The organism is Streptomyces purpurogeneiscleroticus, from assembly GCF_020024005.1.
Classification (GTDB): domain Bacteria; phylum Actinomycetota; class Actinomycetes; order Streptomycetales; family Streptomycetaceae; genus Streptomyces; species Streptomyces purpurogeneiscleroticus.
Window position 1 is genome coordinate 1 of the sequence record NZ_NHSG01000346.1, and the last position, 12,429, is coordinate 12,429.

Sequence of the window (12,429 nt, forward strand, 5' to 3'; positions counted from 1 at the left end):
GGGGTGGCGTGGGCGGTGAGTGTGTTCGCGAATGTTAATGCGGCGAGGCGGGCCAGTCCGTGTGCTCACCGCGCGACGTGCAAAAGCCGGTCGTCGGTGGGCAGCCGCAGCGCGTCCCGCGCCACCGCCGACGCGATCAGCAGCGCGCCGTCCAGCGGATCGCCGTCCGCCGCGCGGAGACGCACGCCGGGCAGCCGCACCGCGAGCGCCGCGCGCAACGGCTCCAGCAGCGGTTCCCCCATCTTGAAGAGACCGCCGGTGTACGCGACGGCCCGGCCGGTGGGCGTGGCCGCCGGCGGGCAGACCGCGGCCGCGGCGTCGGCGATGTGATGGGCGGCCTCGTCGAGGATGGCGGCGGCGAACTTGTCCTCGGCGGCGCAGCGCGCGACCTCGGGTGCGAAGGAGGCCAGCACGGCGGGCCGGTCCGCGCGCGGATACAGCTTGCCGGGCAGGCCCGTGACCGGCCCGAACACCGCTTCGGCGCGGGCCAGCAGCGCCGCCGAACCGCCGGGCCTGCCGTCGTGCGCGCGCATCGCCGCCTCCAGCCCCGCCCGGCCGATCCAGGCGCCGCTGCCGCAGTCGCCCAGCAGGTGGCCCCAGCCGTCGGCGCGCCGCCAGCCGGTCGCCGGGGTCAGGTCCGTGCCCAGCGCGACCATGCCGGTGCCGGCCGCGACCACTGCCCCGGGGTGCTGGCCGAGTGCGCCCGCGTACGCGGTGACCGCGTCGGCCGCGAGGGCCAGCCGGTCCGTGCCGAGCGCGTGGGACAGCGCGGCCGGCAGCGCGGCACGCAGGCCGTCGCCGAGCGTGCCCATGCCGGCCGCGCCCACGCACACCGCGGCGCACCGCCCGTCGCCGCCCGCCTCGCGCAGCAGCGAACCGGCCGTCGGCAGGAGCCGGCCGAGCAGGTCGTCCGGGTCGATGCCGTCCGGTCCCGTACGCACTGGCTCCCGGAAGACGACCGTGCGCAGCCGCCGCGCCGGGGCCGGTGCCCCTGCGGCCGCGGCCTCGTTCCCGTCTGCGGTGCCGCACGCGTTCCCGTGTGCGCGGGCGACCGCGATCCGCAGGCCCGAGCCGCCCGAATCGACGCCGAGTACCAGCTCCGGTCCCGGCGCCGGTGTGGTCTCACCCAAAGCCGCGGGCGTCCTGCTTGAGGGCGGTGTCGACGGTCAGCGCCGTGGCGACCACCAGGCTCAGCAGCGGGTCGGGCAGCTGCTGGTGGATCTGCAGGACGTAGTTGTCCGCCGTGGTGAACATCGTCTTGGCGAGGCCCTCCCACGTCTTGGTGATCCGGGCGATCTCCTGGTCGGCGTGGTCGACGATGGCGAAGTTCCAGGCGCGCCAGTTCTCCGCCTTGATCGCGCCGATCTGCTGGCCGTTGACCACCAGCGCGAAGTTGATCTTCCCGATGGCGTTCTGCTGCACGATCTCGCCGACCGGCTGTCCGTCCGGGCGCTCCACCAGCACCTTGGACTTGATGAACTTGGCCGGCCGCGTCAGCACCAGCTGCGGCTGCCCGTACGCGTCACGGATCTCCAGCTTGTGGGTCATGTACTGGTCGAGGCTGGAGACCAGCCGCAGCACCTTCTTGGCCGTGCTCTGGCCGACCTGCACGACCGAGCCGATGGTGTTGCCGTTCTGGTCGAAGACGCTGTACTCGTTCGTCATCTCGATCAGCTTGGCCTTCTGGTTCACGACCAGAACCGGCTCGCTGAACAGCGAACCGCCACCGGGGCCGGCCGGCGCGGCACCGCCCGGCGCGACACCGGGCTGCTGGGGATGGCCGTACCCCTGCGGCTGCCCGCCCGGCATGGGCTGGCCACCCGGCATCGGCTGCTGCGCGCCCGGCTGCGGCTGCCCGCCCGGGTACGGCGGCTGTGCGACCGGCTGCGGCTGCGGCTGGGCGTACGGCTGCTGCTGCGGCGCGCCCTGCCCGAACGGCTGGGGCTGCGGCTGGGCCTGCGGCATCGGCTGCGCACCGGGCGCCTGCCCCTGCTGGTGCTGTACCTGCTGGTGCTGCGGCCGGCCGGGTGCCTGGTGCTCCGACTGGCCGTGTTGCTGTCCCTGGCCGGGTGCCTGCTGGTGCTGGCCGGGTGCCTGCTGGGGCCGGCCGTACTGCTGGGCCTGGTCCTGATCCTGGCCCTGGGCCTGCTGCTGTGCCTGGCCCGTGGTCTGCCCCTGGCCGCCGCCCGGGTGGGTGTGTTCGGTCCACCGGGCGCCGTCCCACCAGCGCAGTTGGTCAGGCGTGCCCTGCGGGTCGGCGTACCAGCCCGCCGCCGGCACGTTCGAGTTCGTGGTCATGCTGGCACACTATCCCTCCAGCTCAGCACGGCCGTCGGGCCACCACGTCAGCCCAGCCACCGGTCCGTCGCGGCACCGCCGCCGCGCGGGCACGGCGGCGCCACTCGGTCAGGGGAGCTGCCAGGACACCGGCTGCGCGCCCTGCTTGACCAACAGGTCGTTGACCCGGCTGAACGGTCGCGAGCCGAAGAAGCCCCGGTCTGCGGACATGGGCGAGGGATGCGCCGACTCGACCGACGGCACCTGCCCGAGGAGCGGGCGCAAATTGCGCGCGTCCCGCCCCCACAGCACGGCCACCAGCGGCCGGTCGCGCGCGGCCAGCGCCCGGATCGCCTGCTCGGTGACCTCTTCCCAGCCCTTGCCGCGGTGGGCGGCGGGCTTGCGCGGCGCCGTCGTCAGGGCGCGGTTGAGCAGCAGCACACCCTGCTTGGTCCACGGCGTGAGGTCACCGTTGGCCGGCCGTCCCAGCCCCAGGTCGGAATGCAGCTCGCGGAAGATGTTCTCCAGGCTGCCCGGGAGCGGGCGCACCTCCGGTGCCACCGAGAAGCTGAGCCCGACGGCATGCCCCGGCGTGGGATAGGGGTCCTGCCCGACGATGAGCACGCGCACGTCGTCGAAGGGCTGTTGGAAGGCGCGCAGCACGTTGCTGCCGGCCGGGAGGTACGTACGTCCCGCGGCGATCTCGGCCCGCAGGAAGTCGCCCATCGCGGCGATGCGTCCGGCAACGGGCTCAAGTGCCTTGGCCCAGCCCGGTTCAACAATTTCATGGAGAGGTCGTGCAGCCACGGCGTCACCCTACTGGCCGCCCGGTGGTCCGTATCAACCCGTGCCCCCTTCCCCCGGTCACCTTCGCCACCCTCCGGTCAGCTTCGACCACGATCGCGTACAGATCACGCCATCACCGGTCACCTCCCGATCGCCCGAATAACGGCCGCCCCGTTCACGGCCGCCCCGTTCACGGCCGTCCCGCTCACGATCGCCGCTTCACGCCAGCACCGCCGCCCGTACGCACAGCACGTCCGGCAGGTGGGCGGCGAGCTGCTGCCAGCTGTCGCCGTCGTCCGCGCTGGCGAACACCTCGCCGTTGCGATTGCCGAAGTACACGCCCGCCGGATCCCCGTCGTCCACGCACAGCGCGTCGCGCAGCACCGTGCCGTAGTGATCCTCCTGCGGCAGCCCCTCGCTCAGCGCCTCCCAGCTGGCGCCCGCGTCGGAGGTCCGGAACACCCGGCAGCGGTGCTCGGCCGGCACCCGGTCCATGTCCGCGGTGATCGGGAAGACATATGCCACGTCGCCGCGGTGCGGGTGCGCGGCGACCGCGAAACCGAAGTCCGACGGCAGTCCAGAACCGATGTCCGTCCACTGCGCGCCCGCGTCGTCGCTGCGGTACACCCCCCAGTGGTTCTGCAGGTAGAGGCGGTCGCGGTTCACCGAGTCCTGCGCGATCTTGTGCACACACTGGCCGAATTCCGGGTCCGGGTCGGGCAGGAACACCGCCTTCACGCCTGTGTTGGACGGCGACCAGCTCGCCCCGCCGTCCAGCGTGCGGAATACCCCGGCGGCGGACACGGCCACCGTCACCGCGTCGGCGGTGCGCGGGTCGGTGATCACCGTGTGCACCGCGAGGCCGCCGCCGCCCGGCACCCACTCGTCGTGCGAGGGGTGCTCCCACAGTGGCCGCACCAGCTCGAACGACTCGCCGCCGTCCTCGGACCGGAACAGCGCGCCCGGCTCCGTACCGGCATAGACCACGTCGGGCGCCGCCGGGCCCGCGGGCTGGAGCTGCCACACCCGCTCCAGCGAAGTCTCCGTATAATCCGGGTACTTGACCGCCGGGCGCGCCGGCTCCACCCAGCTCTCGCCGAGATCGTCCGAGTGGAAAACCGAAGGGCCCCAGTGCGCGCTGTCCGCGCCGGCCAGCAGCCGCGGGGTGGCGCGGCGGGTGTCGATACCGATCGAGTAGACCGCCTGGGCGGGGAAATGGGGCTCGCTCAGCTCCCACCTGCCCCGCCGTCGCCGGCCGAGGAACAGACCCTTCCGGGTCCCTACCGCGAGCAGGACATCAGCCGTGTGGGTCGTCATGTCAATGCACCTCCGAACGCCGTTGTTCCAGGTACGAGTCAGTCTGCACCCGACCACTGACAACGGCCCTCGGAAGCAGCATCCGTGCAGGTCAGGCCGTGTGCGTCAGGTCGTGTAGTCGGCGTTGACGCGGATGTAGCCCGCGGTCAGGTCGCAGCCGTAGACCGTGGCCGTGGCGTCGCCGAGACCGAGGCCGATCATGATGTCGACCTCCTCCCGCCGCATCGCCTCGGCCAGCTTTTCGAGGGTGTCGGCGGCGGGCTCCTCCGGGTACACCTCGGTCTCGCCGAACCGTACGGTCACCTTCGCCGGCTCGATGTCCGTGTCCTCGGTGTTCTTGCCGATGGCCATGACGACCCGGCCCCAGTTCGGGTCGGCGCCGTGCACGGCCGTCTTGACCAGCGGAGAGTTCACCACGCTCTTGGCCACCCGCTTGGCCTGTGCGTAGTCGGCGGCCTGCCTCACCGTGACGCGCAGCAGCTTGCTCGCGCCCTCCCCGTCGCTCGCCAGCTGCTGGGTGAGGTCCAGGCACACTTCGCCGAGCGCCGCCGAGAACGCCGCCGGGTCGACCGGCCCCGCCGCCCCGTTGGCGAGCGCGGCCACGGTGTCGGAGGTGGAGGTGTCGGTGTCCACGCTCAGGCAGTTGAAGGTCTTCTCCACGGCGCCGCGCAGCGCGGTGTCCAGCGCGGCGGGGGAGAGCTCCGCGTCGGTGAACACGTACGCCAGCATCGTGGCCATGTTCGGCTCCAGCATGCCGACGCCCTTGGCGACGCCGACGATGCGGGCCCGGCCGACGCGCCGGGTGCTGGTCTTCGGGCGGGTGTCCGTGGTCATCATCGCGCGCGCCACATCGAGGGGGCCCGCCTCGAAGGCCGCCGTGCCGCGCTCCGCCGTCGCCTCCAGATGCGTGCGGATGGCGTCCATCGGGAGCGGCCGTCCGATCACCCCGGTGGACCCGATGAGTACGGCGTCGGCCGGGACGCCCAGGATTCCGGCGACCCGGCCGACGACCTCGGCCGCGTTCTCCTCGCCCTGCCGGCCGGTGGCCACGTTGGCGTTCTGCGCCAGGGTGGTGACGGCGCGCAGGCGCCCGCCGGCGGCGTGCGCCCGGCTGAGTACCACCGCGGGGCCCGCGAAGCGGCTGCGGGTGAACATCGCGGCGCTGACCGACGGCCGGTCCGACGCCACGATCGAGATGTCGTCCCCCTGCGCCCGCAGGCCCCCGTTCCCGGTGTAGGCCCGGAAGCCCACGGGCCAGGTGAGCTCGCCCGTATCCGCAACTGAACGTGAATCAATATGTGTCATGCGGAATATAGTTGCGGACGAGCTCTAAGGCGTCCAGCTATTTTTGTGTGCCAGGGCGTATGGCTATGCGTCACCCGCCCCGTATGCGTTACTCGCCCAGCACCCGCCCCAGCGCCTCGATCGCCGAGGACAGTTCGTCCTCCGTGATGGTCAGCGGCGGGGCCAGCCGGACGGTGGAGCCGTGGGTGTCCTTGACCAGGACGCCCTCCCGCATGAGGCGCTCACTGATCTCGCGCCCCGTGCCCAGCGCGGGGTCGACGTCGACGCCCGCCCACAGGCCGCGGGCGCGGAAGCCGGTGACGCCCTTGCCGGTCAGACCGGCGAGACCGGCACGCAGTACCTCGCCCAGCTCGGCCGCCCGGCGCTGGTACTCGCCGGTCGACAGGAGGTCGATGACGGCCGAACCGACCGCGGCGGCCAGCGGGTTGCCGCCGAAGGTGGAGCCGTGCTCGCCCGGGTGCAGTACCTCCAGCACGTCCCGGCGGGCCACGACGGCGGAGACGGGGACGATGCCGCCGCCGAGCGCCTTGCCGAGGAGCAGTACGTCCGGGACGACGGACTCGTGTTCGACGGCCAGCGTGCGGCCCGTGCGCCCGAGGCCGGACTGGATCTCGTCGGCGATGAACAGGCAGCCGGCCCGCCGGGTCAGCTCGCGGACGCCGGTGAGGTAGCCGTCGTCCGGGATGAGGACGCCGGCCTCGCCCTGGATCGGCTCGATGAGCACGGCCGCTGTGGTCTCGTCCACGGCCGCTTCGAGGGCGGCGAGGTCGTTGTACGGGACGACGCGGAAGCCGGGCGTGTAGGGGCCGTAACCGGCGCGCGCCACGGGGTCGGTGGAGAAGCTGACGAGCGTGGTCGTGCGGCCGTGGAAGTTGTCGGCGGCGACGACGATCGTGGCCTGGTCCGGGGCCACGCCCTTGACGTCGTACGCCCACTTGCGGGCGACCTTGATGCCGCTCTCGACGGCCTCGGCGCCCGTGTTCATCGGCAGGACCATGTCCATGCCGGTGAGCGCGGCCAGGCCCTCGGCGAAGCCGGCGAGCCGGTCGTTGTGGAAGGCGCGTGAGGTGAGAGTGACCTGGTCGAGCTGACGGTGCGCGGCCTCGACGAGCGCCGGGTGGCGGTGGCCGAAGTTCAGCGCCGAGTAGCCGGCGAGCATGTCGAGGTACCGGCGGCCCTCGACGTCCTCGACCCACACGCCCTCGGCGCGCGCCACGACCACCGGGAGCGGGTGGTAGTTGTGCGCGAGGACGGGCCCTTCCGCGCGGATCAGCTCCGCCGAGGAGCGGGCGTCCGGTGCGGGGGGCTGCGGCGCGGGGCCGGCGGCGGAGAAGCGGGTGGGCGCGGTCATGAGCGGACCTCCTGGGTGCAGCATTTGATGCCGCCGCCGGCCTTGTGGAACTCCGACAGGTCGACGGGGACAGGAACGTAACCGTGACGGGCGAGTTGTTCAACGATCCCCTCGGCCTGCGGGGCAACGAAGACATGACACCCGTCGGAGACGGAATTGAGGCCAAACGCCAGCGCGTCGTCCCGGGTGGCGAGCACCGCGTCCGGGAACAGCCGCCGCAGCACCTCACGGCTGCCGGGCGAGAACGCCTCCGGGTAGTACGCGATGTTGGTGTCGTCGAGGGGGAAGAGGGCGGTGTCCAGGTGGTAGAAGTACGGGTCCACCAGCTGCAGGCCGATCGTCGGCACACCGAGGAACTCCTGCACCTCCCGGTGCGCCTCCCGTGTCGTACGGAAGCCCGTACCGGCCAGGACGTAGCCGCCGACCGGCACGAGGTCGCCCTCGCCCTCGCACACCGCCTCCGGCGTGTGCACCTCGAACCCGGCCGCCCGGAACCACTTCTCGTACTCCACGGACTCCGGGCGGCGCTGCGGCGCGTGGAAGCGCGCACCGAACACGCGTCCTCCCAGGACGAGCGCCGAGTTCGCCGCGAACACCATGTCCGGCAGCCCGGCCACCGGCGGCACGGTCTCCACCGTGTGGCCGTGGTCGCGGTACGCCTGGACCAGCGCTGCCCACTGCCGCTGGGCGAGCTCGGTGTCGACGGGCGCGCCGTCGCGCATCCAGGGGTTGATGGCGTACTGCACATCGAAGTACCGGGGCTCGCAGAGCAAGAAGCGCCGCGGGCGCGGTACACGGGGCGGGCGCACGATCGTGCGCAGCGCCGCCTCGTTCACGGGCTCGCGTACCGGTGCGGGCACGGGTACGGACACGGGTTCGGGCACGGCGGGGTCCTCCGATCCGCGGACGGGCAGGGGGCGTCACCCGAGTGACACGGGGTCACTGGGAGGTGACGCAGGGATGCCCATAACGGTAGGAAGCCGCGGCTGTGCCGGACAAGGCCGGAACGCTGCGCACCGGCGCAGTGAACGTGCGTAAAGAGGCCGGTCGGCGCAGGGTTGCTGCGTCGGTGGATCAGGTGGTGCCGGTGTTCCCCGCGGGGCGGGCGGACGCGGGGGAGTCGGGGCCGTATCCCTGTACCGCCGACGAGCCGGCGCCCGCCTCCGGGCTGTCCGGAATCAGGTGCGAGAGGACCATGTAACTGATCGTCTTGCGGATGAAGGGCTCGGTGCGGATGCGTTCCAGCACCTCTTCGAAGTGCTCGACATCGGTCGCGCGGACGTGCAGCAGCGCGTCGGCGCCCCCGGAGACCGTCATCGCAGCGGTGATCTCCGGGTACCGGCGGACGACTTCGGCGATGCGCCGGGGCGGGGCCGCGCCGTCGCAGTACACCTCGATGTACGCCTCGGTGCGCCAGCCGAGCGCCGAGGGCCGGACCGTGGCGGTGAAGCCGGTGATCACGCCGGTCTCGCGCATCCGGTCCACCCGGCGCTTGACCGCGGTGGCCGACAGGCCGATGGCCGAGCCGATCTCGGCGAAGCTGGTCCTGGCGTTCGCGGTCAGCGCCGCGATGATCTTTCGGTCCAACTCGTCGAGCGGGCCGGGTGCGTGGGGCATGGCGGGTGGTTCCTCCGTCGCTGGGCCGGGCCGTACGGCCCGAGGGTCCCTGCGGGGCGCACGGACCACGCGGATCGTATGCGCCGCACGGAGCCCGCGCGCCCCACGTCGTGTTACGTCCCGGCCCTGCGTTGGTCACCTCGCAGCAAGCTCCGCGTTCCCCGCACTCCGCACTACATCATGTAGGGTTTTGATTGTGACCCTACAGGTTGTCGGATCTGCCGCCGGAGGAGCGCGTCATGCACGACCAGTCCGACCGCATCGCCCCCGCGCACGCCGAAGTGGCCGAGATCTGGCCCCGCGAGGGCCGGATCCGGGTGCTCGGGCACGTCGTGGGCGCGGCCTCGGGTGCGGGGACGCTGGTCGCCCGGGTGCGCGACGCGGCCGGTACGGAACTGCGGCTGGCGACGAAGGGGCGGGGCAGCCGCTTCGAGGTGTCCGTCCCGCTGGACGCGCTCGCCTCCGCCACTCCGGAGGGCGACCGGGTCTGGGACCTGTACCTGGTGCCGGACGGCTGTGACGACGCGCTCCGGCTGGGGCGGCACCTGGACGACGTGCCCGGCAAGAAAAAGATCTTCACGTACCCGGCCCAGCGCGCCGGCGGCCTGCGGATCGAGCCGTACTACACCGTCCAGGACAACCTCTCGATCACCTGCCGACGACTCACCCGCCAAGGGGAGGAATCCCGGTGAAGATCCGCTTCCTGCTGCTCAACGCCTACGCGGTCGGCGGCACCGTCCGCACGGTCATCAATCAGGCGAACGCCCTCGCCGAGGCCGGGCACGACGTCGAGGTCGTGAGCGTCCACCGGCACCGCGCCGAGCCCCGCTTCGCGCTGCACCCGAAGGTCCGGCTGCGGGCCCTGGTCGACGACACGCATCCGCCGTCCCGCTGGACCCGCCCGCTGACGTACCAGCGGCAGCACCGCCCCAGCCGCCTCGTCCCCGAGGCCGAAGTCCGCTTCGACCGGTTCAGCCGCCTCACCGACCGGCGCGTCGTGCGCTATCTGCGCTCGCTGCACGACGGCGTACTGATCACCACCCGGCCCGCCCTGAACCTCCTCTCCGCCCGCTTCACGCCCGCGTCCGTCGTCCGGGTCGGCCAGGAACACCTGCACTACTCCCACCACAAGCCGGAACTCGCCCGGGAGATCGGCCGCTGGTACCGGCGGCTGGACGCGGTGACCGTACTGACCGCGGCCGACGAGGACGCCTACCTGCGGCGGCTCGGTGACAGCGGCGTCCGCGTCGAGTGCATCCCCAACCCGCTCTCCGAGGAGGCCCCGGAGCGCGCCGGCCTCGACCGGCCGCTCATCGTCTCCGCCGGCCGGCTCGTCAAGGGCAAGGGCTTCGCGACCCTCATCAAGGCGTTCGAGCCCGTCGCCCGCGCGCACCCCGACTGGCAGCTGCGCATCTTCGGCGCCGGACCGGAACGCGACCGCCTGCGGACGCTGATCCACGACCGGCATCTCTACAACCACGTCTACCTGATGGGCGCCACGCAGGAGTTCGACCGGGAGCTGGCCAAGGCCGCCGTCTTCGCCCTCGCCTCCCGGCGCGAAGGATTCGGCATGGTGCTGGCCGAGGCGATGAGCCACGGCGTCCCGCCGGTCAGCTTCGACTGCCCGCACGGCCCCCGCGAGATCATCACCGACGGCCAGGACGGCCTGCTCGTACCGCTCGGGGACACCGCGGGGCTGACCGCGGCGCTCACCCGCCTCGTCGAGGACGATGCGCTGCGCAAGAAGCTCGGCGGGCATGCCGTCGAGTCCGCCCGCCGCTACACCCCGGCCCGGGTCCGCGCCCGCTGGGAGGCGCTCCTCAAGGTCCTCATCACGCAAAAGAAGCACGCGTGAGGTCGGGGGTGCCAGCAGGTGCCCGTGCGCCCTACGGGCTGTAGGGTGTGGTCATGGTAGGCAGAAACCCTCGTGGCAGAGGGGAACGACGCAGCGCCGGCACGCTGGAGAGCGAGGTCCTGGCCGCCCTGTGGGCGACCGAGGCGCCGCTGACCCCGGCCGAGGTGCACGCCGAGATCGGCGGCGACCTCGCGTACAACACCATCCACACGATCCTGAAGCGGCTGCACGACAAGGACCTGGTCGTACGGGACGCCGAGGGCCGGCGCGGCGCTTACCGGCCGGCCAAGAACGCCGCCGAGCTGACCGCCGAGGTCATGCACCAGGCCCTGGACAAGGGGCCCGACCCGATCGCGGCCCTGCAGCAGTTCGTCACCGGGCTCAGCAGTGAGGAAGAGGCCGCGCTGCGGCAGTTCCTGGCGGAGGACCGCGGCCGCTGAGACGCTCACCGGATGAAGCGGGCCGGCGAGGTGATCTTGTACAGCAGGTACTCCAGCGGCCCGCGCCGGAACAGCCGCTTCCATACGTAGGCCAGCGCGAGCACGCCCACGACGAAGCCGAGCAGGACCAGTGGCTCACTGGCGTCGGACATGTCGTCCGTGCCCAGCGCCCGGATGGCCACGATGTGCAGCACATAGGCGGACAGGGACATCGCGCCGACCGCGATGACCGGTGCGACCGCCCGCCGCAGGCGCGGCAGCCGGTCCAGCGCGATCGTGCACCCGGCCACTACGAGGAGGGCGACGCCGGTATTGCCCAGGATCGACGGGGTCGTCTGGCTGTGCGGCGCGGCCACCAGCAGCCATTCGCGGAAGAGGTAGGTGGGCTCGCCGACGGCGTCGGACCACCAGGCCGACCCGGGCGCGTCGCCGTCCGAGCCCGCGGCGACGGCGGCGTACGCGTTCGGGATCAGGTGCAGGGCCAGCCAGGAGCCCCCGTAACCGAGCACCGTCAGCGCGGCACCGGTCAGGGCGAGCCGGGTGCGGACCACCGGCCGGGTGAGGTCGAGCCGGGCCACGGCCATGCCCGCGATCAGGAACGGGATCCAGGTGAGCACCGGATAGGCGCCGGTGAACAGCAGGTCCATGATGCCGTCCGTGTCGCCGAGTCCGGACAGTGGATCGTGGGCGATCACCGTGTCGCCCCAGCTGCTCTCGTCGAGCCAGACCTTGACCAGAAAGAGATCCTGAGGGAGTACCAGCGCGGTCGCCGCCGCGATGAAGGTGAGGACCCCGGCCTTGAGGCGGTACAGGGGGAGGGCCACGACGAACGCCAGCGCGTAGTAGGCGAGGATCACATCGATCGAGGTGTCCAGCGCGGTCAGCGCCGTGCCCAGCGCCAGCAGGATGACGGCGCGCATCAGTACCCGCACGACCGCCTGCCGTCCCGCACGCCCGGTGCGGGGCTCGGGGTGGCCGGTGATGAGCACGATGGAGAAGCCGGCGAGCAGCGCGAAGAGGGCGGAGGACCGGCCGCGCGCGAGCTCCATGAGAAAGCCCATGGGGCCGCCGTCCGACGGATCGGGGCCCACGTGGGCGGCGAACATGCCCAGTACCGCGAGGCCACGGGCGAGATCGATGCCGATCAGCCGGGGCGTAATGACACGGGCGGCCGGTGCTGACGGTTGGTCAGGTGTACTGGTGACGGGCCGGTCGCCCGGTGACACTTTCCGTGCCGCGGTCCCGGCGCGCGTCGGCAGGGGCACGCTGCGTGCCCTGGGTAAGTTCTGCGACATACGCCCAAGATGCCTGCCCCCTCCGCAAGGGGACACGGTTCACGGTGATTTGGTGACGCATCCGTCACTGCGGCGGTATCGTGCTGCGCCCTCCGGTGCCCGAGTGCACTCCTGGGTTCGCAGGACGCTCCATGAGCACGCCCGGCGCATGCGCGCCACCCCCACCGCTCCGTACCTCCTTCCTCC

The 12,429-nt window shown here is 72.3% G+C and carries 12 protein-coding genes and 1 pseudogene; 3 read left to right on the top strand and 10 right to left on the bottom strand.

What is annotated here, in order from left to right:
* Window positions 1-65: 65 nt before the first annotated feature.
* From CCS38_RS23175 to CCS38_RS23215, 9 genes and pseudogenes are all read right to left on the bottom strand, one after another.
* A complete protein-coding gene (locus tag CCS38_RS23175; RefSeq protein ID WP_223735243.1) occupies window positions 66-1,130 on the bottom strand; it encodes an N-acetylglucosamine kinase in 1,065 nt (354 codons plus the stop codon).
* A complete protein-coding gene (locus tag CCS38_RS23180; RefSeq protein WP_223735252.1) occupies window positions 1,123-1,965 on the bottom strand; it encodes an LURP-one-related/scramblase family protein in 843 nt (280 codons plus the stop codon). Before CCS38_RS23180 ends, CCS38_RS23175 begins: the two co-directional genes overlap by 8 nt.
* A gap of 225 nt (window positions 1,966-2,190) precedes the next feature.
* Window positions 2,191-2,298 (bottom strand): annotated as a pseudogene (locus CCS38_RS23185) (DUF2510 domain-containing protein); the annotation flags it as partial.
* Window positions 2,299-2,406: 108 nt separating this feature from the next.
* On the bottom strand, window positions 2,407-3,084 hold the full coding sequence (locus CCS38_RS23190) for a uracil-DNA glycosylase (protein WP_223735244.1): 678 nt from the start codon (window positions 3,082-3,084) through the stop codon (window positions 2,407-2,409).
* Between the two features lie 198 nt (window positions 3,085-3,282).
* Window positions 3,283-4,380, bottom strand: coding sequence for a WD40/YVTN/BNR-like repeat-containing protein (locus CCS38_RS23195; protein WP_223735245.1), 1,098 nt, complete (start codon window positions 4,378-4,380; stop codon window positions 3,283-3,285).
* A 105-nt stretch (window positions 4,381-4,485) separates the two neighbouring features.
* Window positions 4,486-5,685: a bifunctional glutamate N-acetyltransferase/amino-acid acetyltransferase ArgJ gene (argJ, locus tag CCS38_RS23200; protein WP_223735246.1), complete on the bottom strand. Its 1,200-nt coding sequence runs from the start codon at window positions 5,683-5,685 to the stop codon at window positions 4,486-4,488.
* Window positions 5,686-5,773: 88 nt separating this feature from the next.
* Entirely contained in the window at window positions 5,774-7,036 is a 1,263-nt protein-coding gene (rocD, locus tag CCS38_RS23205; RefSeq protein WP_223735247.1) for an ornithine--oxo-acid transaminase, read from the bottom strand.
* Window positions 7,033-7,845: a dimethylargininase gene (gene ddaH / locus CCS38_RS23210; protein ID WP_223735253.1), complete on the bottom strand. Its 813-nt coding sequence runs from the start codon at window positions 7,843-7,845 to the stop codon at window positions 7,033-7,035. The genes rocD and ddaH overlap by 4 nt, the downstream gene beginning before the upstream one ends.
* 265 nt (window positions 7,846-8,110) lie before the next feature.
* Window positions 8,111-8,653 (bottom strand): Lrp/AsnC family transcriptional regulator, encoded by a 543-nt coding sequence (locus tag CCS38_RS23215; protein WP_223735248.1) that lies wholly within the window; start codon window positions 8,651-8,653, stop codon window positions 8,111-8,113.
* Window positions 8,654-8,892: 239 nt separating this feature from the next.
* Here CCS38_RS23215 and CCS38_RS23220 point away from each other — a divergent pair, with 239 nt between their 5' ends.
* From CCS38_RS23220 to CCS38_RS23230, 3 genes are read left to right on the top strand one after another with little or no spacing between them, the layout of a single operon-like run.
* Window positions 8,893-9,345, top strand: a complete 453-nt coding sequence (locus CCS38_RS23220; protein WP_223735249.1) for a hypothetical protein — start codon at window positions 8,893-8,895, stop codon at window positions 9,343-9,345.
* Complete coding sequence (locus CCS38_RS23225) at window positions 9,342-10,508, top strand: glycosyltransferase family 4 protein (RefSeq protein WP_223735250.1); 1,167 nt, start codon at window positions 9,342-9,344, stop codon at window positions 10,506-10,508. The genes CCS38_RS23220 and CCS38_RS23225 overlap by 4 nt, the downstream gene beginning before the upstream one ends.
* Before the next feature lie 53 nt (window positions 10,509-10,561).
* A complete protein-coding gene (locus tag CCS38_RS23230; RefSeq protein ID WP_223735251.1) occupies window positions 10,562-10,948 on the top strand; it encodes a BlaI/MecI/CopY family transcriptional regulator in 387 nt (128 codons plus the stop codon).
* Window positions 10,949-10,953: 5 nt separating this feature from the next.
* On the opposite strand, the gene CCS38_RS23235 is transcribed toward CCS38_RS23230, so the two are convergent.
* Window positions 10,954-12,243: a DUF418 domain-containing protein gene (locus CCS38_RS23235; protein ID WP_372457133.1), complete on the bottom strand. Its 1,290-nt coding sequence runs from the start codon at window positions 12,241-12,243 to the stop codon at window positions 10,954-10,956.
* Between the last annotated feature and the right edge of the window lie 186 nt (window positions 12,244-12,429).